This is a genomic window from Mycobacterium sp. NPDC003323, assembly GCF_053589535.1.
In genome coordinates, this window is the sequence record NZ_JBSFSB010000015.1 from 41,791 (window position 1) to 61,317 (window position 19,527).

General features: G+C 68.6%; 17 protein-coding genes. 4 read left to right on the forward strand and 13 right to left on the reverse strand.

The genetic code is table 11. The features are described 5' to 3' along the window. Positions 1–5 precede the first annotated feature (5 nt). The 3 genes from ACWDUN_RS24450 to ACWDUN_RS24460 form a co-directional block, all read right to left on the reverse strand. On the reverse strand, positions 6–689 hold the full coding sequence (locus ACWDUN_RS24450; protein WP_449932788.1) for a pyridoxamine 5'-phosphate oxidase family protein: 684 nt from the start codon (positions 687–689) through the stop codon (positions 6–8). Beyond that, positions 683–1,594, reverse strand: coding sequence for a TIGR03620 family F420-dependent LLM class oxidoreductase (locus ACWDUN_RS24455; RefSeq protein WP_449932696.1), 912 nt, complete (start codon positions 1,592–1,594; stop codon positions 683–685). Before ACWDUN_RS24455 ends, ACWDUN_RS24450 begins: the two co-directional genes overlap by 7 nt. 69 nt (positions 1,595–1,663) lie before the next feature. Continuing rightward, positions 1,664–2,227 (reverse strand): hypothetical protein, encoded by a 564-nt coding sequence (locus ACWDUN_RS24460; RefSeq protein ID WP_449932698.1) that lies wholly within the window; start codon positions 2,225–2,227, stop codon positions 1,664–1,666. A gap of 47 nt (positions 2,228–2,274) precedes the next feature. Here ACWDUN_RS24460 and ACWDUN_RS24465 point away from each other — a divergent pair, with 47 nt between their 5' ends. After that, positions 2,275–2,736: a DinB family protein gene (locus ACWDUN_RS24465; protein WP_449932699.1), complete on the forward strand. Its 462-nt coding sequence runs from the start codon at positions 2,275–2,277 to the stop codon at positions 2,734–2,736. A 95-nt stretch (positions 2,737–2,831) separates the two neighbouring features. On the opposite strand, the gene ACWDUN_RS24470 is transcribed toward ACWDUN_RS24465, so the two are convergent. The 10 genes from ACWDUN_RS24470 to ACWDUN_RS24515 all read right to left on the reverse strand — a co-directional run bounded on the left by ACWDUN_RS24470 (position 2,832) and on the right by ACWDUN_RS24515 (position 15,634). After that, positions 2,832–3,563 (reverse strand): 3'(2'),5'-bisphosphate nucleotidase CysQ, encoded by a 732-nt coding sequence (locus tag ACWDUN_RS24470; RefSeq protein WP_449932701.1) that lies wholly within the window; start codon positions 3,561–3,563, stop codon positions 2,832–2,834. Next, positions 3,560–5,410 (reverse strand): sulfate adenylyltransferase subunit CysN, encoded by a 1,851-nt coding sequence (gene cysN / locus ACWDUN_RS24475; RefSeq protein ID WP_449932703.1) that lies wholly within the window; start codon positions 5,408–5,410, stop codon positions 3,560–3,562. Before cysN ends, ACWDUN_RS24470 begins: the two co-directional genes overlap by 4 nt. Before the next feature lies 1 nt (position 5,411). Continuing rightward, positions 5,412–6,341, reverse strand: a complete 930-nt coding sequence (cysD, locus tag ACWDUN_RS24480; RefSeq protein WP_449932705.1) for a sulfate adenylyltransferase subunit CysD — start codon at positions 6,339–6,341, stop codon at positions 5,412–5,414. A gap of 143 nt (positions 6,342–6,484) precedes the next feature. Further along, positions 6,485–7,816, reverse strand: coding sequence for an MFS transporter (locus ACWDUN_RS24485; protein WP_449932790.1), 1,332 nt, complete (start codon positions 7,814–7,816; stop codon positions 6,485–6,487). A gap of 182 nt (positions 7,817–7,998) precedes the next feature. Further along, on the reverse strand, positions 7,999–9,852 hold the full coding sequence (locus ACWDUN_RS24490; RefSeq protein ID WP_449932707.1) for an ArnT family glycosyltransferase: 1,854 nt from the start codon (positions 9,850–9,852) through the stop codon (positions 7,999–8,001). 23 nt (positions 9,853–9,875) lie between these two features. Beyond that, positions 9,876–11,096 carry a glycosyltransferase gene (locus tag ACWDUN_RS24495; RefSeq protein WP_449932708.1) on the reverse strand — a complete coding sequence of 407 codons (1,221 nt, stop codon included), beginning with the start codon at positions 11,094–11,096 and terminating at the stop codon, positions 9,876–9,878. Positions 11,097–11,151: 55 nt separating this feature from the next. Further along, entirely contained in the window at positions 11,152–13,008 is a 1,857-nt protein-coding gene (locus ACWDUN_RS24500; RefSeq protein ID WP_449932792.1) for a glycosyltransferase family 39 protein, read from the reverse strand. Between the two features lie 43 nt (positions 13,009–13,051). Further along, a complete protein-coding gene (locus ACWDUN_RS24505; RefSeq protein WP_449932709.1) occupies positions 13,052–14,611 on the reverse strand; it encodes a sensor histidine kinase in 1,560 nt (519 codons plus the stop codon). Beyond that, on the reverse strand, positions 14,608–15,312 hold the full coding sequence (locus ACWDUN_RS24510; protein WP_449932794.1) for a response regulator transcription factor: 705 nt from the start codon (positions 15,310–15,312) through the stop codon (positions 14,608–14,610). The genes ACWDUN_RS24505 and ACWDUN_RS24510 overlap by 4 nt, the downstream gene beginning before the upstream one ends. Positions 15,313–15,430: 118 nt before the next feature. Then, positions 15,431–15,634 carry a hypothetical protein gene (locus tag ACWDUN_RS24515; protein ID WP_449932711.1) on the reverse strand — a complete coding sequence of 68 codons (204 nt, stop codon included), beginning with the start codon at positions 15,632–15,634 and terminating at the stop codon, positions 15,431–15,433. Between the two features lie 193 nt (positions 15,635–15,827). Here ACWDUN_RS24515 and ACWDUN_RS24520 point away from each other — a divergent pair, with 193 nt between their 5' ends. Genes ACWDUN_RS24520 through ACWDUN_RS24530 form a run of 3 tightly spaced genes read left to right on the forward strand, consistent with a single transcriptional unit; the run spans position 15,828 to position 19,527 of the window. Next, positions 15,828–16,805, forward strand: a complete 978-nt coding sequence (locus ACWDUN_RS24520) for an ABC transporter permease (RefSeq protein ID WP_449932713.1) — start codon at positions 15,828–15,830, stop codon at positions 16,803–16,805. Further along, positions 16,802–17,695 (forward strand): ABC transporter permease, encoded by an 894-nt coding sequence (locus ACWDUN_RS24525; RefSeq protein ID WP_449932715.1) that lies wholly within the window; start codon positions 16,802–16,804, stop codon positions 17,693–17,695. Before ACWDUN_RS24520 ends, ACWDUN_RS24525 begins: the two co-directional genes overlap by 4 nt. Further along, positions 17,692–19,527 carry an ABC transporter ATP-binding protein gene (locus ACWDUN_RS24530; RefSeq protein ID WP_449932716.1) on the forward strand — a complete coding sequence of 612 codons (1,836 nt, stop codon included), beginning with the start codon at positions 17,692–17,694 and terminating at the stop codon, positions 19,525–19,527. The genes ACWDUN_RS24525 and ACWDUN_RS24530 overlap by 4 nt, the downstream gene beginning before the upstream one ends.

Here is a 19,527-nt window from a genome sequence, read left to right on the forward strand (position 1 = left end):
TTGCGTCAGCTTCCCAGCGGCGGCGCGGTGTTCTTCAGCGGTCCGGTCATCGACTGCACCGAGGTGGGCTGTGCGATCCCGGGATCGCAGTCCGGTGCGCGCCGCGGTTGGCCGTAGGTGGTGCTCAGCGGTATCACCCCGGCCCAGACTCCGGCGGCGATGTCCTCCTCCAGATCCTCGGGCCAGTCGTCGCTGACCTTCACCGACCAGTTGTCGGCGCTGATGGGTAGCCGCAGCGCCAGGCTCGCCGCGAGCTCGCGCCGGGTACTGGCGCGCAACTCGGCGACCCTGCCCGGGATGAAGGCATCCGTCAGCGCCTCCAGGTAGCGGATCTTGTCGGCCTCGGCCACCTGCTCGAAGCTGCCGTACAGCGATGCGCTGCGGTAGTGGAAGGAAGATTCGAAGCCGCTGCGCGCCACCACGACCCCGTCCAGCGTCGTCACCGAGACGGCGGCCGGTACCCCGTCGGCCAACGCCCGCAGCCACGGCGATCCGGTGGATCCGTGGATCACCAGATCATCGCCGAGTCGGGCGAACCCGATCGGGAAGGCGACCGGGTGGCCGTCGCGGATCAGGGCCACCGTCGCCAACGGGGTGCTGTCGAGCAGCGCGTCGAGATCGTCCCGGGCGGTGCGCTGTTTCTCGCGCAGTCGGGTGACCTGGGTGGAGGGTCGTTCAGTGTTCACGATGACAGCTTGGCCGATCCGGCCTCACTTCGCCCGCGAATATTCAACGCGTCGGCGACCATCCGATAGGCGCGAAAGGCAGCATCGTCGTACACCTGCAGCAGAACCTCGGGCATGGCCGGGTGCGGCGCCGAGTTCTCGCCGATCAGATGGATCTGAACATGATCGGCACCGGCATCGAGGTGGGCACGGATACCCGCGGCCACCGCCGCGGGTGTGCCGTGCACGGCGAGCGCGTCGATCAGCCGATCGCTTCCCTCACCCGCGAGATCATCCTCGTCGAACCCCAACCGGCGCAGGTTGTTCCGATAGTTGACCAATCCGAGATAGGGGTGCCTGATTCGCGGCCGGGCCAGCGCACGGGCACGTTGGGCGTCGGGTTCGAACACCACCTTCTGCTCGGGTGCCAACAGTTTGCCCGGCCCGAGCGCCGCCCGCGCCCGTCGGGTGTGCTCGGGGTTGACCAGGTAGGGCACCGCCGCGCGGGTACGCCGGCGCGCCACCTCGAGCATCTTGGGTCCGAGCGCGGCGAGCGCCCGGTGTTCCACCGGTAGCCCGTGGACGTCGAGTTCGTCCAGGAAGGCGTGCAGCGCGGCCATCGGCGTGGCGTAACCGGATGTCTGCTCGGGATGCCCGACACCCAGGCCGATCAGCAACCGGCCGGGGAACCGCTGCTCGATGCGCCGATAGGAGTCGGCAAGGCTCGCCGCGTCGCCACGGTAGATGTTGTAGATGCTGGTGCCGACGACCAGGGCGTTGGTTGCCGTCAACAAATCGTCGATACCGGCGAGATCGGGCTCGGGCCCGCCCAGCCACAGCGCCGTGAAACCGAGGCTCTCGATCTCGCTCGCCATCGCCGGTGTCGTGGCGTATGCCGGTTGCCATACCCCGAACGTTCCGAGTTCCATTGCGCACCTCCACCTCGCCGAGTGTTACGACGCCATGGTGCGCAGAATTTTTTGGACCAGCAAGTCCATTCAGCGGGCTGCGGTCAACTCGCTGTCGGACCACCGCGCGGCGGAGGCATGACCGAGCAGCAGCTTGCCGTAGAACACCGGCGCAAACCAGGGAGCGGCGCTCGACGGCCCCAACGCCCGGTCGAGCACCACACCACCAGCGGTGGTGACCACACCCAGCAGCCGGCGCCGGCGCGGTAGGCAACGGATGAGCACGGTCGCCGCCATCAGGTAGCCGTAGTGTGCGCCCGCCCAGACCGCCCCGCCGTCGCGGTCGTTGCGGTCCAGCCATGCGATGGCCGCCGGGTGCAGATGCGCGGCGGCGAATTTCACGTGGTCGCGGTTCGTCTGCCCCGGCCGCTCATACCAGCGGGCGCATGCCCGGGTGTTGTTGGCCCACAACCCGCCCCACAGGTCTCCGGCCAGTCCATCGACGACCAGCTCTTCGGCGGTGCTCAGGTCGTGGCGGGAGACTAGGTGCGCGGCGAGCGCACCGAGGGCGGCCAGTGTGAGGGTGATGGTGTTGTCGGTGCGGGTCGCCTCACGCCCGACGAAGTCATACCACTGTCTGCGTATCCGGCCCACGCGTGCCATTGTGCCGACATCGGTGGCTGCGCTGCCACACTGTCGGTATGGCCGACACCCCGCCACCACGCACCGGAGCCGGCGAAGTCGACACGCTGCGCGGCTTCCTCGACTATCTGCGGACATCGATCGCGTCGAAGGTCGAGGGTGCACCCGAACCGCAGGTCCGCATCGCTCAAGTTCCCTCGGGTACCAACCTGCTCGGCCTGCTCAACCATGTCACCTGGGTGGAGCGCTGGATCTTTCTCGGGGACAAGGTTTCCGATTGGGGTGCGACGTTTCGCGCCGCCGAACACGACACCGTCGCCGAGGTTGTCGCGCGCTATCGGGAAGCGGTCACCGCGGCCAACGCGGTCCTGGACCGATGCACCGACCTCGCCGATCCGGTGCCCGGTAGGGATTCCCCCAGCGTCCGGTGGGCGCTGACCCACATGATCGAGGAGACCGGCCGCCATGCCGGGCACGCCGACATCCTGCGCGAACTGATCGATGGCAGCACGGGGCGTTGACGACAGATCCGCGCCCACCGATGGCCACCGCCCGGTAACCCAGGTGCCGTAGCATCACGGTGTTTGCATTCACAAGCGCGGGAAGTAACGCCCTCTCAGCCCCGGGTCACCGTCAGCACCGCGTCGGCCAGCTCCGGGCGACACACGATCAGATCCGGCAGCAGCACATCGTCCTGGTTGTAGATCAGTGGTGATCCGTCGATGCGCGACGTGAACAACCCTGCGGCACGGGCCACCGCAACCGGTGCGGCCGAATCCCATTCGTACTGCCCGCCGGCGTGCACGTAGACATCGGAGATCCCCTGCACCACGGAGGCGACCTTGGCGCCGGCCGAGCCCATCTCCACCAGCGTGCCGCCGAGCGCATCGCGCACCGCCAGCGCCACCGCAGGCGGCCGGGTGCGCGACACCACGACGCGCGGGGCCGTCGGCGCAGCGGGCGGAGCGGCGACCGTCGGGGTCGCCAGCGTGACCCCCTGCGCCGGAAGCGCGACGGCACCGGCCACCAGTTCGTCGCATTCCCACAGTGCGACGTGCACAGCCCAGTCCTGGCGCCCGAGCTCGGAGAACTCCCGGGTCCCGTCGAGCGGGTCGACGATCCACACGCGCTGCGCGTTCAACCGAGCCTTGTCATCGGCGCCCTCTTCGGAGAGCACGGCGTCCGCCGGCCGTTCGGCTGCCAACGCGGCCATCAGGAAATCGTGAGACCGCTTGTCGCCTGCGGCCTTTCGGTCCGAGGCATCGGCGTCAGCGAACTCGGTGCGCACGCCGAGCAGCAGTTCGCCGGCCTCGGTGGCCAGCCGGGCCGCCAGCTCGTGATCGCTCATGAACGCGTGCTCAGCAGGTCGACCACCTGTTGGGCCAGCTCCTCGGGCGACTGATCCGGGGTCAACCGCAGATCCGGATTCTTCGGGCGCTGATACGGGCTGTCGATCCCGGTGAAGTGGGTGATCTCACCGCGCCGGGCCTTGGCGTACAGTCCCTTGGGATCACGACGTTCGCAGTCCTCCAACGGGGTGTCGCAGAACACCTCGAAGAAATCGAATCCCTGCTCGGCGTGCACCTTCCGAGCCAAAGCGCGGTGGGCCTCCAGCGGGCTGATCGCCGGCACCAGCACGATCTGCCCGGAATCGGCCAGCAGCGTCGCGATATGCGCGAGCCGGCGCAGGTTCTCGGCGCGGTCGTCCATCGAGAAGCCGAGGTCGGCGTTCAGCCCGTGCCGCAGATTATCGCCGTCCAGGACATAGGCCGGCCGGCCCGCCGCCAGCAGCTTCTGCTCGACGAGCATTGCCACCGAAGACTTTCCGGATCCGGACAGGCCCGTGAACCAGACCGTGGATCCCTTCGACAGCCGGTCGGCGGCGGTGACCAGGTTCTGGTGGCGCACCGCATTCGGGCTGGCGGCCCGGTTGGCCGCCGGTTCGGTATCGCGCACCATGCCCGCGGCGACGGTGCCGTTGGTGTCCGGATCGATCAGGATGAACGACCCGGTCGCCGGGTTGCGCGAGTACTCGTCGAGCAGCAGCGGCACCTGGGTACGCAGCGTGACGCGGCCGAGTTCGTTGAGTTTCAACGCCGTTGCGCTCTTGTCGCGGTGCAGCGTGTTGACATCGAGTCGGTAATCCAGGGACGACACCCGGGCCCGGGTGGTGCGGGTGGTGTGCTTGATGACGTAGTCGCGGCCGGGTTCCAGCGCCGACCCGTCGGCCATCCAGCACACGGTGGCGTCGAAATCCTGGGTGGCGTGCGGCTGGTTGTTGGTCCGGGCCAGCATGTCACCGCGGGAGATGTCGATATCGTCGGCCAGGCTGATCGACACCGCCATCGGCGGGAACGCCTCCTCGACGGGACCCGTGGGTCCGTCGATCGAGGTGATGGTGCTGGTCTTACCGGTCGGCAGGACCACGATCTCGTCACCGGGGCGAAGCACACCACTGGCCACGGTGCCCGCGTAGCTGCGGTGATCGGCATGCTCACGGGTCTGCGGCCGGATCACATACTGCACCGGGAAGCGGACGTCGACCAGGTTGCGGTCGCCGGCGATGTAGACCTCTTCGAGGTGGTTCAGCAGCGACGGGCCCTCGTACCAGGGGCTGGCATCGGACTTGCTCACCACGTTGTCACCGTTGAGAGCCGACAGCGGGATGCTGGTCACGTCATGCACGTCGAGGCGGGCCGCGAATTCGTGGAAGTCCTCGCGAATCTGGTTGAAGCGGGCCTCATCCCAGTCCACGAGATCCATCTTGTTGACCGCCAGCACGATGTGCTGAACGCCCAGCAACGAGGCCAGGAAGGCGTGCCGACGGGACTGCTCGAGCAGACCGTGACGGGCGTCGACGAGCACGATGGCCAGCTGCGCGGTCGAGGTGCCGGTGACCATGTTGCGGGTGTACTGCACGTGCCCCGGTGTGTCGGCGATGATGAATTTGCGCTTGGCCGTGGCGAAGTAGCGGTAGGCCACATCGATGGTGATGCCCTGCTCACGCTCGGCGCGCAGGCCGTCGGTCACCAGGGCCAGGTCGGTGTAGTCGTTACCGCGCTCCTTGGAGGTGCGCTCGACCGCGGCCAGCTGGTCCTCCATGACGGCCTTGGAGTCGTACAGCAGGCGACCGATCAGGGTGGACTTGCCGTCGTCGACCGAACCGGCGGTGGCGATTCTCAGCAGCGTTGCCATGTCAGAAGTAGCCTTCCCGCTTGCGGTCTTCCATGCCGGCCTCGGAGATCCGGTCATCGGCGCGGGTTGCGCCACGTTCGGTCAGCCGCGATACCGCGGTCTCGGCGATCACCTCGGCGACGGTGGCCGCCTCCGACTCGACACAACCGGTGCAGGTGACATCGCCGACGGTGCGGAACCGCACGGTCTTCTCGATGATCGGCTCGTCAGCGCGCGGCTTCAGGAACTCGTGCACCGCCAGCAGCATGCCGTCGCGCTCGAACACCTGGCGCTGGTGCGCGTAGTAGATCGACGGCAGCTGGATCTCCTCGGCGCCGATATAGGACCAGATGTCGAACTCGGTCCAGTTGGACAGCGGGAAGGCGCGGATGTGCTCACCCTTGCGATGCCGGCCGTTGTAGAGGTTCCACAGCTCGGGTCGCTGCGCCTTGGGGTCCCACTGGCCGAACTCGTCGCGGAACGAGAACACCCGCTCCTTGGCGCGGGCCTTCTCCTCGTCGCGGCGAGCGCCACCGAAGGCGGCGTCGAACTTGTTCTCCCGCAGGCCGCGCAACAGCGTGACCGTCTGCAGCGGATTACGGGACGGCCCGTTGTCCACGACGCGCCCGGCGTCGATATCGTCCTGCACGCTCGCGACCACCAACCGCAGCCCATGCCGGGCGACCAGCTCATCCCGGGTGGCGATCACCTCTTCGAAGTTGTGGCCGGTGTCGACGTGCATGACCGGGAACGGCAGCCGGCCCGGCGCGAAGGCCTTGATCGCCAGGTGCAGCATGACGATGGAGTCCTTGCCGCCGGAGAACAACAGCACCGGCTTCTCGAACTCGGCCGCGACCTCGCGGATGATGTGGATGGCCTCGGCCTCCAGCGAGCGCAAGTGGCTCAGCTCGTAGCGGGCGGCCGCGGGGTCGAGATCAGCAGTGGCGGTCATGCCATCTCCATAAAGTTGGTAGATATGACCAGAATTGCAATCATGGTTGGGTATTAAACGCCGTGCGGCGCGGACTGTCAACGCCGAACCGCCGCCGATTTGCGCACCGTTTGTCACGGTCAGCGGGACAAACGGTGCGCAGATCACCGACGGCCGGTCACGTGTGCGCCGGCCGAGCGGGGCAGCCGCACCGACTCGATGAGCGTGATCGCCAGCAGTGCCCCGAGCATCAGGAACGTCACCGGGTAGGACGCGAGCATGCTGACCAGCAGCGCGGCCACCGCGATGCCCAGGCCGGCCGCGAGTTCCTGCACCGAGGCGTTCAGGGTGTTGGCGTGGGTCAGGTCGTCGCCGTCCACATCGGAGAAGGCCAGGCTGTTGTAGGCGGTGAACCCGATCGAGCGCAGCGCGCCGCTGACATACAGCACAGCGGCGATGACGGCCGTCGGCATCCCTGGCTGCACCAGCGCCAGCACGGCGAAACAGACCACCGACGCCACGCCGTTGACGATCAGCACCGTGCGGATTCCGAACCGCCGCATCAGCGGTGTGGTGGCCGGTTTGATGGTCAGGTTGCCGATGAACAACGCCGACACCATCAGGCCCGCCTGAAAAGGCGTCCACCCGAATTCGAGCACGAACAGCAGCGGCAACAGGAACGGCACCGCGGTGATGACCATCCGGTACAGCGATCCGGCGGTGACCGTGATGCGCAGCGTGCGCACCCGCAACACGGGCAGCTCGACCAGGGGCGCCGGTGCGCGCAGCAGATGCCGCACCGCCGATGTCAGCAGCACCACCGCACCCACACCGCACGCGCCGACAAGCCACCAGTCTGTGCCGCTGACGCGGATGCTCTCCAACGCGATCAGTGCCGCGGCGATACCGCTACCGAGCAGCACGAGGCCCAGCCAATCCAGCTTGCGCGCCGACGGTGTGGGACCGCCTCGCACCAGTCTGAGCGCCAGCGCGAATCCGAGGATCCCGAGCGGGATGTTGACGATGAAGATCCACCGCCAACTGCCGACGGTCGCGATGGCGCCCCCGAGCACCGGGGCCAGCACCGGCGCGGCCAGTGCCGGCCAGGTGAGCAGGGCGATGGCCCGCACGAGGTCGGATTTCGCGCTGTTGCGCAGCACCGCCAGCCGCCCGACCGGGACCATCATCGCGCCGCCGATGCCCTGCACGATCCGCATCGCCACCAGCATCGGCAACGAGGCGCTCAGTGCACACCCGACGGAGGCGAGCGTGAACACGACGATGGCCGCGAGGAACACCCGCCGGATGCCGAACCGGTCGGCCAGCCAGCCGGTGGCCGGAATCAGCACCGCCACCGTCACCAGGTAGGCCGAGATGGCGATGTTGACGTCGACGGCGTCGACACCCAACGACGCGGCGATCAGCGGGATGGCCGGCGCGATGATGGTGGCGTCGAGGATCTCCATGAAGAACGCGCCGGCCACCAGCAGGGCCATGCCACGCGGGAACGGCGTCGGGTTCGCGGGCGCTGACACCGCCAGAAATCTAGCTGATGAATGGCGGCGTGCCAGGTTTGAGCGCCGGACCCCCTTCTGCGCGAACAGACGCAAACTCACCCTTTTGCGGCCGAAAATGGGCAGGTTTGCGTCTGCTCGCCGAGGAAGGCGCCCCCGACGGATCAGGGTTGCAGGTCGTACACCTTCGCCCCACCCACGTCGGTCGCCGTGAAGTGCTGCTGTACCCACTCGGTGATCTGGGTGCCCTCGCCGTCCCGCTCGCGTCCGGGCGGCCCGAAGCGCTCGCCGGCGATGAAGTAACGCACCTGCCCGTCGGCCACGTACTGCTGGAACTGCTCCAGGGTCGGTGCGTTGTCCCCTCCGGTGAACCCGCCGATCGCCATGATCGACGCCCCGGTCCGCAGCTCCAGCTCACCGGCCAGCATCGAGCCGACCGTCGCTGCCGCCCAACGGTTGTCGAGTCCGGTGACCAGCTGAGCCAGCGCTGCGTCATCGACGCGGCCGCCCGGTCCCCCCGGCGGCCCGAAACGGTGCTGCTGGGCCGGACCCGACGTGGCCATCGGGCCTCCGCTACCGCCGTCGGCGACGGTCGCCACCGCCCATGCGGCGCTACCGCCCGCCCCGGCCAGCAGTGCGGCAGCGATCACCACCACGGTGAGGGACCGGCCCAATCTGTGCACGCCGCCGGCGAGGACCACCGCGACCGCGACGGACGCGATGAGCACCGTCCAGCGCACCGTGGGCCACCAGTCCGCCTGCCGCGACAACAGCGCGAACGCCCATCCGCCCGTACCCGCAAGCCCGAGCGCCAAAGCCAGGCGTGCGGCGAGATGTGCCCGCCGCTGCCACAGCTGGGTGACCGAGATCCCGACCAGCGCAGCGATCGCCGGGGCCAACGCCACGGTGTAGTAAGGGTGGATGGTGCCGTCCATGAAGCTGAACACCGCACCGGTGGCCAGCAGCCAACCGCCCCACAGCACCGCCGCGGCGCGCACCGGGTCGGTCCGCACCGCGCGCCGGGTCAGCCACAGCACGGACACCAGCCCGAGCAGGGCCAGGGGCAGCAGCCAAGATGCCTCGGCACCCATCGAGGCGCCGAAGAGCCGGCCGAAGCCCGGGTCGCCGCCGAAGAACAGGTTCGGCGCGCCACCGGGTCCGCCCGGCCCGCCGCCGCCACCGGGTTGGCCCTGACCGACGATGCGGTCGATACCGTTGTAGCCGAATGCCAACTGCAGCAGGCTGTTATCGGTCGATCCGCCGATATAGGGCCGGGAGTGCGCCGGCCAGATGCTGACCAGCGCGATGTACCAGCCCGCCGAGAAAACCATGGCGGCCAGTCCGACGAGCAGCGATCCGACACGCTTCCAGAAGGAGGTCGGCGCGGCGATCAGGAAGACCAGGCCGAGCGCGGGCACCACCAGGAACGCCTGCAGCATCTTGGTCAGGAAGGCGAACCCGATCGCGGCACCGGCCAGGGCCATCCAACGCGTGCTGCCGTGTTCGATGGCCCGCAGCGTGCAGTACGCGGCCAGAACCAACAGCAGCACCAGCAGCGCGTCGGGGTTGTTGTAGCGGAACATCGCCACCGCCACCGGGGTGATCGCCAGCGCGGCCCCGGCGATCAGGCCGGCCGCGGGTCCGCCGGAACGGCGCACGGCGGCATAGAGCACCGCGACGGCCGCCACGCCCATCAGCGCCTGCGGCAGCAGCATGGTGAACTCGCTGAACCCGAAGAGCCTGCCGGACAGAGCCATCGCCCACAGGGCGGCCGGCGGCTTGTCCACGGTGATGGCGTTACCGGCGTCCAACGAGCCGAACAGCCAGGCCTTCGGATCCTGGGTGCCGGCCTGCGCCGCGGCGGCGTAATAACTGTTGCCCCAGCCGTTGGAGCCCAGACCCCACAGGTAGAGCAGCGCGGTGCCGGCCAGCAGGGCCAGCAGTCCCGGGCGCTCCCATCGCGCCCGCGGGATCTCCGGTCCGGTGGCGGTGTTCGGCTTCTCAGCGATCATTGTCATGGCAGTCCTCAACTCGTGGATTCTCAGCGGCGGGGGTGAAAGACCCAGCCGCGCAACAGGACGAAGCGGGCAGCGGTGGCCACCAGGTTGGCGATCACCAGCACGGCGGTCTCCACCGCCTGGCCGGGATGTTCGGCGATGGCGTGCAGTCCGGCCAGCGAACCGCTGGTGATGGCCAGCGCGATACCGAAGACGGTCAGGCCCTCCACATGATGCCGGGCAAGTTCATTCGATCCGCGGACCCCGAAGGTGAAGCGTCGGTTGGCCGCGGTATTGCCGATCGCGGTGATCAGCAGCGCCGACAGATTGGCCAGTTGCGCGCCCAGCAGTGAGTGCAATGCCAGGAACAGCACCAGATAGGCGGCAGTGGAGAGCACTCCGACCCCGGCGAACCGCACCACCTGCCGCAGCAGCGAACCCGGTGCGGCGGCACGCTGCGAACCGAGTTGTGCGGCAATGGAATGGATCGGTATGGTGCCGCCGGCGAAACCGCGCAGCAGCCGGCCGATACCGAGCAGATCGGCCTTCGCGGTGGCCACGATGTCGACACGACTGTCGGGATCGTCGACCCAGTCCACCGGCACCTCGTGAATGCGTAATCCGCTGCGCTCGGCGAGCACCAGCAGCTCGGTGTCGAAGAACCAGCCGGTGTCGGTCACATACGGCAGCAATTCGCGGGCGACATCGGCGCGGATGGCCTTGAACCCGCACTGGGCGTCCGAGAACCGGGCGTGCAGTGTCGATTTGAGGATCAGGTTGTAGCAGCGTGAGATGAACTCGCGCTTGGCCCCGCGCACCACCCGCGAGCTGCGGGCGAGTCGCGTGCCGATGGCCAGGTCGGAATGCCCGGAGATCAGCGGAGCGATCAGCGGCGCCAAAGCCGCCAGATCGGTCGACAGGTCGACATCCATGTAGGCCAGCACCGGCGCGTCCGACAGCGACCACACGTGGTGCAGCGCCCTGCCGCGGCCCTTCTCGTCGAGCCGGACGACCCGGACACCGGGAAGATCGGCGGCCAGGTCGGCCGCGATGCGCGGGGTGCCGTCGGTACTGGCGTTGTCGGCGATGGTGATCCGCACCGCGAAGGTGAAGCTCTCCTGCAGATGACGGTGCAACCGGCGCACCGAGTTCTTCAGCGCGGCCTGCTCGTTGTACACCGGAACCACGATGTCGACCACGGGGGTGTCGGCGGCGCGGGCTTCCAGGACGGCGTTGGGACGCGCAGCGAAGGCGGTGTCTGTCATGCCTCCATCGTCGAAGCGCAGCGTGTGCTGTCCGTGGGTCCGACCTGTGCGCACGCTATGACTCCGTCAGGTCGTAGATCACGGTGGCCCCGACGGTGATCGGCGGGTAGTTGGCCTGCACCCATGCGGCGATGTCGGCGGCGTCGTGGCTGCCGGCGTGGTCACCGCGACCACCCATGATGTGCGCGTCGATGAAGTAGTGGATCCGCCCCTCGGCCACAAGGCGGGTGAACTCCTCCAGGGTCGGCGCGGGATCGGTGCCGTTGAAACCACCCACCGCCATCACCGGGACATCGGCGGCCAGCTGATATCCGGCTGCGTTGTTGGAGCCCACCACGGCTGCCGGCCAGGTGTAGTCGGCCGAATCGTCGACCAGCAGCGCGATCAGATCGGCGGTCGGCTCCGGGGCGTCGAGCAACCCACCCCCGAACGACGGTGGACCGCCGCGGCCGGGACCGCCGTCGCGGGGGCCGCCCGGTGGCGGACCCGGGAATGCGCCGCCGAACGGCGGACCGGAATGGGCGGGACCCACCGACGGGATCGCCCCGGTATGCGGTGTGGCCGCGGTGGCCACCGAGTAGGCGACGGGCCCGGCGAACGCGCACACCAGGGCCAGCACGGCGGCCACCCGGGCGAGGGTTTGCGCCACCAGCAGCACCGCCGCCAGCGCGCCGGCCACCACGATCACCCAGCGCAGCCACGGCAACCAGTCCGGCCGTCTCGCCAGCAGGACGAAGGCCAGGCCGGCCGTCGCCGACACGATGATGGCCAGCACCAGCGCGCACCACTGCGCGGTGCGGTGGCGCCACAGCAGGTCCGCCCCGATCGCCGCACACGCCGCGACCGCCGGTGCCAGCGCGACGGTGTAGTACGAGTGCACGATGCCGTTGGCGAAACTGAACACCGCGGCCGTCACGACCAGCCAGCCGCCCCACAGGATCAGCGCCGTCCGCGCCGGGTCGGCGCGGTCGGCGCGGCCGCGGATCACGAAACCGGCGGCCGCCCCGATCAGCGCCGCGGGCAGCAGCCAGGCGATCTCGGCGCCCATACCGGTCCCGAACAACCGGTCCCAGCCGGCGTCGAAGTTGAGATTGCCCAACCCGCCGGCCTGCGCCCCGGTCAGCCTGCTCACCCCGTTGTATCCGAGGGCGAGCTCGACGATGCTGTTGTGTTGGGAGCCACCGATATACGGCCGGTCGGTGGCGGGCCACACTTCGACCAGCACCAGGTACCAGCCGCCGGACACCACCAGCGCGGCCAGCCCACCGGCCAACCGCAGCAGCCGAGCCCGCAGCGGGGTCGCCGCTCCAAGCAGGTAGGCCGCGGCAAAGGCCGGTAGCACGAGGAACGCCTGCAGCATCTTGGCCAGGAAGGCGAACCCGCCCAACACGCCGGCCGCCGCCAACCACCATCGGCCGGCGTCGGGTTCGCAAGCCCGCTGCACGCAGTAGGCCGCAGCGATCAGCAACAGCACCAGCAGGGCGTCGGGGTTGTTGAACCGGAACATCAGGGTGGCCACCGGGGTGAGCGCCAGGGTGGTACCGGCCAGCAGGGCTGCGGCCGGGCCGGTCACCCGACGGACCGATGCATACAACAGCGCCACCGCGGCGACACCCATCACCGCCTGCGGCACCAGCACCGACCACGAAGAGAACCCGAACGCCCGCGCCGACAGGCCCATCACCCACAGCGCAGCGGGCGTCTTGTCGACGGTGATGGCGTTCGCCGCGTCGCTGGAACCGAACAACAGCGCCGTCCAGTCCTGGCTGCCGGCCTGCACGGCCGCGGAGTAGAAGCTGTTGGCCCACCCGCTGGCCGACAAGTTCCACAGGTACAGCACACCGGTGCCCACCAGCAGGGCGGCGAGGGCGAGGCGTTCACGGACGGTCCGGGCAGCAGTCACCTCCGCCATGCTGACCGGCAGCGCTACGCGGCCCATTTGACCGCGCTGTGCGTCAGCTGTGCATCGGGAGGGTGATCACGAAGCGGGTGTCGCCTGGCGCACTGTGCAACTCGATGCGCCCGCGATGCGCTTTGACCACCGCGGCCACGATCGCCAGTCCGAGACCGGTGCTGCCACCGCGCCGGGACCGCGACGAGTCGCCACGGGCGAAGCGTTCGAAGACCTCGGGCTGCAGCGCAGCCGGGATCCCCGGACCGTCATCGGTCACCGTGAGCACCACCTGCCCGTCACCGGCGAGCGTGACCGACGTGGTGACGGTGGTCCCGGACGGGGTGTGCACCCGCGCGTTGGTCAGCAGGTTCGTCAGAACCTGGTGCAACCGCGCCCGGTCGCCCATTATCGGCACCGGTTCGTCGGGCAGCTCCAACGTCCATTCGTGATCGGGCCCGGCGGCATGAGCATCGCTGACGGCGTCCAGCACCACCTGCGCCAGGTCCACCGGCGCGCGCTCCAGCGGCCGGCCCTCGTCCAGCCGGGCGAGCAGCAGCATGTCCTCGACCAGCATTGTCAGCCGCACGGTCTCGGACTCGACGCGGCTCATCGCGTGCGCGACGTCCTCGGGCAGCTGCGCGCGTTTTCGTTGGGCCAGCTCGGTATATCCGCGGATCGCCGCGAGCGGGGTACGCAGCTCGTGACTGGCGTCGGAGACGAACTGACGCACCCGGGTCTCGCTGTTGTGTCGGGCGGTCAGTGCCCCCGAGATGCGGTCCAGCATCCGGTTCAGCGCCGAACCGAGTTGTCCGACCTCGGTGTGCGCGCCGACCGGGTCGACCGGCACGATCGGCGTGGGCAAGCGGACCTCGCCACGGTCGAGTTCCAGGTCGGCGACGTCGCGAGCGGCCGCGGAAACCCTTGCCAGCGGCGCCAATTGACGACGGATGATCCAGCTTCCGACGATGGTCGCGGCGATCAGTGCCACCGCCGAGACCACACAGAACATCAGCAGCACCCACAGCAGGGTGTCGTCGACGACGGCGGTGGGCAGGCCCACCACGATGGTTTGCGGACCCGGGCGCAGCGGCATCGCCACAACCCGGTAGGAGCCCAGGCCGTCGAGGCGCAGCGTGACGGGTCGACGATCCGCGGGGATCTGGGTCAGCTGCGCCGTTGCGGCGGTGCTGATTTCGGCGGTGGCGCCTTCGGAGGTGATGAGGCCGGCATCGACCCGCCCGGCGGGGCCGACGACCGCGCCGACCGTCTGGATGGCCTGGCCGGGTGCATTGAGAAAGCCCGGCCCCGGACCGGTTTCCGGATTGAACCGGAAACGCACCGGCGGGCCAGGGACCGCCGGCGCGGGAACCATCGGCGGTCCGGGCTCAAGACGTCCGTGCCGTGGCCCGGGCAGCAGCATCGGCGGCGGGAGCGCCATGATGCCCGCCGAACGCTGGGCGGCCTCCTCGACCTGGCTGTCCAGCTGGTTCATCAGAAACCGTTGCAGCGCAAGTTCGCTGGCCACCCCGATGGTGACACACACGATGGCCAGCAGGGTGACGACACTGATCAGCAGACGCGTGCCCAGCGACCAGGCACGCGGGGTGAAGACGCGATTCATCGGGGCGGGCGCAGGACGTACCCTGCACCGCGCAAGGTGTGGATCATCGGTTCGCGCCCGCTGTCGATCTTTTTGCGCAGGTAGGACACGTACAGCTCCACGATGTTGGACCGGCCGCCGAAGTCGTAACTCCACACCCGGTCCAAGATCTGGGCCTTGCTCAGCACCCGTTTGGCATTGCGCATCATGAAGCGCAGCAGCTCGAACTCAGTGGCGGTCAACGAGATCGGATCACCGGCGCGGGTGACTTCGTGGCTGTCCTCATCCAGTACCAGGTCCCCCACCACGATCTGGGCGTCGCTGGTGTCGTTGGCCACGCCGGTCCGGCGCAGCAGCGCGCGCAGCCGAAGCACGACTTCCTCGATGCTGAACGGCTTGGTGACATAGTCGTCACCGCCGGCGGTCAAGCCCGCGATCCGATCCTCGACCGAATCCTTGGCGGTCAGCAGCAGCAGCGGCAAGCCCGGTTGGAGCTCACGCAGCCGCCGCAACACGTCCAGACCGCTCATGTCGGGCAGCATGACGTCGAGCACCACGACGTCCGGTGGGTTGTCGCGCGCGAGTTCGATGGCTCCGGTGCCGTCGCCCGCGGTGGCGATGTCCCACCCCTCGTATCGCAGGGCCATCGACACCAGTTCGGCGAGCACCGGCTCGTCATCGACAACCAACACCCGGATCGGTTTCCCGTCGGCTCTGCGCATCACTGCGCGCACCGGAACGTCGTGGGCCGATCCGCCGGCTGAGGTGGACATGCCTTCCATTATTCGCGCCCCGGTGGGCGCAGCATGTGCTGTTCCTGTGAGCCGGCTATGAGTGTGGCTACTCGCCGGACTCCTCGGTCTCGGCCTCGGTCGTCGTCGTGGTCACGGGCGCGGGCGCATCGTATTGCTCGGACGGCAGAGTCGGCTCCGGCAATGCGGGATCCGCGATCGCAGTGCTGTTGGCAACAGTCAGACCGGCCATTCCCATCACGGCACCGATCCCCGCGCTGGCAAAGATCAGCTTCAGTTTGTTCGATGTCATGGCCCGTTGATTACCCGCAGCGTCGAGTGCAAAACCTCGGCCGGGCCGCACAACCAACCTGACGGGACACGTCCCCAGCAGCGAAGGACCAGGTGGATCGGTCGTCCGGCACGCCCGGGACCTGCACAAACACGGCTCACCTGGGTTGATCTCCTACCCTGTTCCGCATGCAGCCCCGCGGCGGACCCATCGCATGACCCGCTTCCTGACGCGACGGCTGCTCAACTATGTCGTCCTGCTGGCGCTGGCATCCTTTCTCACGTTCACGCTCACCTCGCTGACGTTCTCACCGCTGGACAGCCTGCTGGAGCGCAACCCTCGTCCGCCGCAGGCCGTCATCGACGCCAAGGCCGCCGAACTCAACCTCGACGAGCCGATCCCCATCCGCTACGCCGACTGGGTCTCCGGGGCGGTGCGCGGGGACTTCGGCACCACGGTCACCGGTCAGCCCGTCAGCGACGAACTGTGGCGGCGCATCGGGGTGAGCCTGCGACTGGTGTTGATCGGATCGGTGATCGGCACCGTGATCGGTGTCGTGGTGGGCGCCTGGGGCGCCATCCGGCAATACCGGTTCTCCGACCGCGCCATCACGCTGGCCTCGCTGCTGATCCTCAGCGCCCCCACGTTCGTCGTCGCCAACCTGCTGATCCTCGGCGCACTGAAGGTGAACTCGATCCTCGGTGTGCAATTGTTCGAGTACACGGGCGAAACGTCGCCGGATGCGGTGGGCGGGTTCTGGAACCAGCTCGTCGACCGGATGCAGCATCTGGTGCTACCGACCTTCACCCTCGCGCTCGCCGCGATCGCCGGTTTCAGCCGCTATCAGCGCAACGCCATGCTCGATGTGCTGGGGCAGGATTTCATCCGCACCGCGCGCGCCAAGGGTCTGACCCGGCGGCAGGCGCTGTTCAAACACGGGCTGCGCACCGCGCTGATCCCGATGGCCACCCTGTTCGCCTACAGCGTCGGTGGACTGTTCACCGGCGCGGTGTTCGTCGAGAAGATCTTCGGCTGGCACGGTATGGGCGAGTGGGTGGTCCAGGGCATCAACACCCAGGACACCAACATCGTGGTGGCCATCACGGTCTTCACCGGGGTGACGATCCTGCTCGCCGGCCTGCTGTCGGACATCATCTACGCCGCCCTGGACCCCCGGGTGCGTGTCTCGTGACCGACACCGAGTACCGATTCGTCTCCCGGCGCACGCTGGTGCTGCGCCGGTTCCTGCGCAACCGGCCGGCGGTGATCGCGCTGGTGGTGCTGGCGCTGCTGTTCATCAGCTGCTGGGCGCTGCCCCCGCTGCTGCCGTACTCACACACCGACCTGGACTACTACGCGCTGCAGCAGCCACCGACCACCGCACATTGGTTCGGCACCAACGCCATCGGTCAGGACCTACTCGCACAGACCCTGCGCGGGATGCAGAAATCGCTGCTGATCGGGGTCGCCGTCGCATTCATCTCCACCATCATCGCCGCGACCGTCGGCGCCATCGCCGGGTACTTCGGCGGCTGGCGCGACCGAACGCTGATGTGGATCGTCGACCTGCTGCTGGTGGTTCCCAGCTTCCTGCTAATCGCGATCGTCACACCCCGCATCAGAGAGTCCGGCGGCAGCGTGCTGTGGTTGATCGTGCTGCTGTCGGCGTTCAGTTGGATGATCAGCTCACGCATCGTGCGTGGCATGACGATGAGCCTGCGGGAACGGGAATTCGTTTCCGCGGCAAGCTATATGGGTGTGTCGAACCGGCGCATCATCGTCCGGCACATCGTGCCGAACGTGGCGTCCATCCTGATCATCGACACCGCGTTGAATGTCGGGCTGGCCATCCTGGCCGAAACCGGGTTGAGCTTCCTGGGATTCGGCGTGCAACCGCCGGATGTGTCGCTGGGCACGCTGATCGCCGACGGCACCCGCTCGGTGACGACGTTCCCGTGGGTGTTCCTGTTCCCCGCCGGCATCCTGGTGCTGATCGTGTTGTGTGCCAACCTGGTCGGCGACGGTCTGCGTGACGCGCTCGACCCTGCGGCGCGCCCCGCCCGTCGGAAGGCACGCTCATGACGCTGCTGCAGGTTCGCGATCTGCGCGTCGACTTCCCCGGCGAGACCGAAACCGTCGCGGCGGTACGGGGTCTGGATTACCACGTCGACGCCGGTGAGGTCGTTGCGCTGGTCGGCGAATCCGGTGCCGGCAAATCCGCGGGTGCCATGGCCGTGATCGGGCTGCTCCCCGAATTCGCCGAGGTGTCCGGTTCGGTGCGCCTCGGCGGTGACGAGTTGATCGGACTGCCCGATGCCCAGATGTCGCGCATCCGGGGGGCGCGGATCGGCACCGTCTTCCAGGACCCGATGTCGGCGCTGACGCCGGTGTACACCGTGGGCGACCAGATTGCCGAAGCCATCCGGATCCACCACCGCGATGTCGGCGCCCGGCAGGCACGCAGCCGCGCGGTCGAACTGCTCGAGCTCGTCGGCATCAACCAACCCGAGCGACGCGCCCGGGCCTTCCCGCACGAACTGTCCGGCGGCGAACGGCAACGCGTGGTCATCGCGATCGCCATCGCCAACGATCCCGACCTGTTGATCTGTGATGAGCCCACCACAGCGCTGGACGTCACGGTGCAGGCCCAGATCCTCGACGTGTTGCGCACCGCACGCGATGCCACCGGCGCCGGAGTGCTGATCATCACCCACGATCTGGGGGTGGTCGCCGAATTCGCCGACCGTGCGCTGGTGATGTACGCCGGCCGGGCGGTGGAGACCGCACCGGTAGCCGAGCTGTACCGCAATCGTCGGATGCCCTACACCGCAGGGCTTCTCGGGTCGGTACCGCGGTTGGACGCGCCGCGCGGTGAACGCCTGGTCCCGATCCCGGGTGCTCCCCCGTCGTTGTCCGCGTTGCCGCCCGGATGCCCGTTCACCCCGCGCTGCCCGCTGGCCATCGACGCCTGCAGCACCGCCGAACCCGAACTCGTCGGCGTCGGCCCGGCCCATCAGGTGGCCTGTATCAGGCATGAGCAGGTGGCCGGGCGCAGCGCCGCGGACATCTACGCGGTGTCGACCGCCCCAGTGTCCGAACCGGTCGCCGACGACGGCGAGATCGTCGTGTCGGTCCGCGATCTGAGCAAGACCTACACGCTGACCAAGGGGGTCGTGTTCCGGCGCCGCATCGGTTCGGTCCAAGCGGTCGACGGTATCGGTTTCGACCTGCACCAGGGCCGGACACTGGGCATCGTCGGCGAATCCGGCTCCGGCAAGTCCACCACACTGCACCAGATCCTCGACCTCACCGCACCGGAGTCGGGCCGCATCGAAGTCCTGGGTACCGATGTCGCCACCCTGGACCGGGCGGGCAGACGCGCCCTGCGCGGCGACCTGCAGGTGGTCTTCCAGGATCCGGTGGCCTCCCTGGATCCGCGCCTTCCGGTGTTCGACGTCTTGGCAGAACCCCTGCGCGCCAACGGGTTCAGCCGTGCCGACAACGAGGCGCGGGTGGCCGAGCTGCTGGGCCTGGTCGGCCTGCGCCGCGAGGACGGCGGCCGCTACCCCGCGGAATTCTCCGGCGGTCAGAAGCAACGCATCGGCATCGCCCGGGCGCTGGCCCTGCAGCCGAAGATCCTGGCGCTGGACGAGCCGGTGTCCGCGCTGGACGTCTCGATCCAGGCCGGCATCATCAACCTGTTGTTGGACCTGCAGGAGCGCCTCGGGCTGGCCTATCTGTTCGTCTCACACGATCTGTCGGTGGTGCGCCACCTTGCCCACCGGGTGGCCGTGATGCACCAGGGCAGCATCGTCGAGCAGGGCGACAGCGAGCAGGTGTTCGAGCATCCGCAACACGAGTACACGCGTCGTCTGCTCTCGGCGGTCCCCCGCCCCGCGCCCCGACCCGGTTAG

Excerpts from the sequence above, each read along its gene's own strand:
- ACWDUN_RS24500 (WP_449932792.1), bottom strand. The coding sequence starts at position 13,008 with ATGGCGGAGGTGACTGCTGCCCGGACCGTCCGTGAACGCCTCGCCCTC.
- ACWDUN_RS24510 (WP_449932794.1), bottom strand. The coding sequence starts at position 15,312 with ATGCGCAGAGCCGACGGGAAACCGATCCGGGTGTTGGTTGTCGATGAC.
- cysD (WP_449932705.1), bottom strand. The coding sequence starts at position 6,341 with ATGACCGCCACTGCTGATCTCGACCCCGCGGCCGCCCGCTACGAGCTG.
- ACWDUN_RS24465 (WP_449932699.1), top strand. The coding sequence starts at position 2,275 with ATGGCCGACACCCCGCCACCACGCACCGGAGCCGGCGAAGTCGACACG.
- ACWDUN_RS24515 (WP_449932711.1), bottom strand. The coding sequence starts at position 15,634 with ATGACATCGAACAAACTGAAGCTGATCTTTGCCAGCGCGGGGATCGGT.
- ACWDUN_RS24520 (WP_449932713.1), top strand. The coding sequence starts at position 15,828 with ATGACCCGCTTCCTGACGCGACGGCTGCTCAACTATGTCGTCCTGCTG.
- ACWDUN_RS24495 (WP_449932708.1), bottom strand. The coding sequence starts at position 11,096 with ATGACAGACACCGCCTTCGCTGCGCGTCCCAACGCCGTCCTGGAAGCC.
- ACWDUN_RS24455 (WP_449932696.1), bottom strand. The coding sequence starts at position 1,594 with ATGGAACTCGGAACGTTCGGGGTATGGCAACCGGCATACGCCACGACA.
- ACWDUN_RS24470 (WP_449932701.1), bottom strand. The coding sequence starts at position 3,563 with ATGAGCGATCACGAGCTGGCGGCCCGGCTGGCCACCGAGGCCGGCGAA.
- ACWDUN_RS24530 (WP_449932716.1), top strand. The coding sequence starts at position 17,692 with ATGACGCTGCTGCAGGTTCGCGATCTGCGCGTCGACTTCCCCGGCGAG.
- cysN (WP_449932703.1), bottom strand. The coding sequence starts at position 5,410 with ATGGCAACGCTGCTGAGAATCGCCACCGCCGGTTCGGTCGACGACGGC.
- ACWDUN_RS24485 (WP_449932790.1), bottom strand. The coding sequence starts at position 7,816 with ATGGCCCTGCTGGTGGCCGGCGCGTTCTTCATGGAGATCCTCGACGCC.
- ACWDUN_RS24505 (WP_449932709.1), bottom strand. The coding sequence starts at position 14,611 with ATGAATCGCGTCTTCACCCCGCGTGCCTGGTCGCTGGGCACGCGTCTG.
- ACWDUN_RS24490 (WP_449932707.1), bottom strand. The coding sequence starts at position 9,852 with ATGACAATGATCGCTGAGAAGCCGAACACCGCCACCGGACCGGAGATC.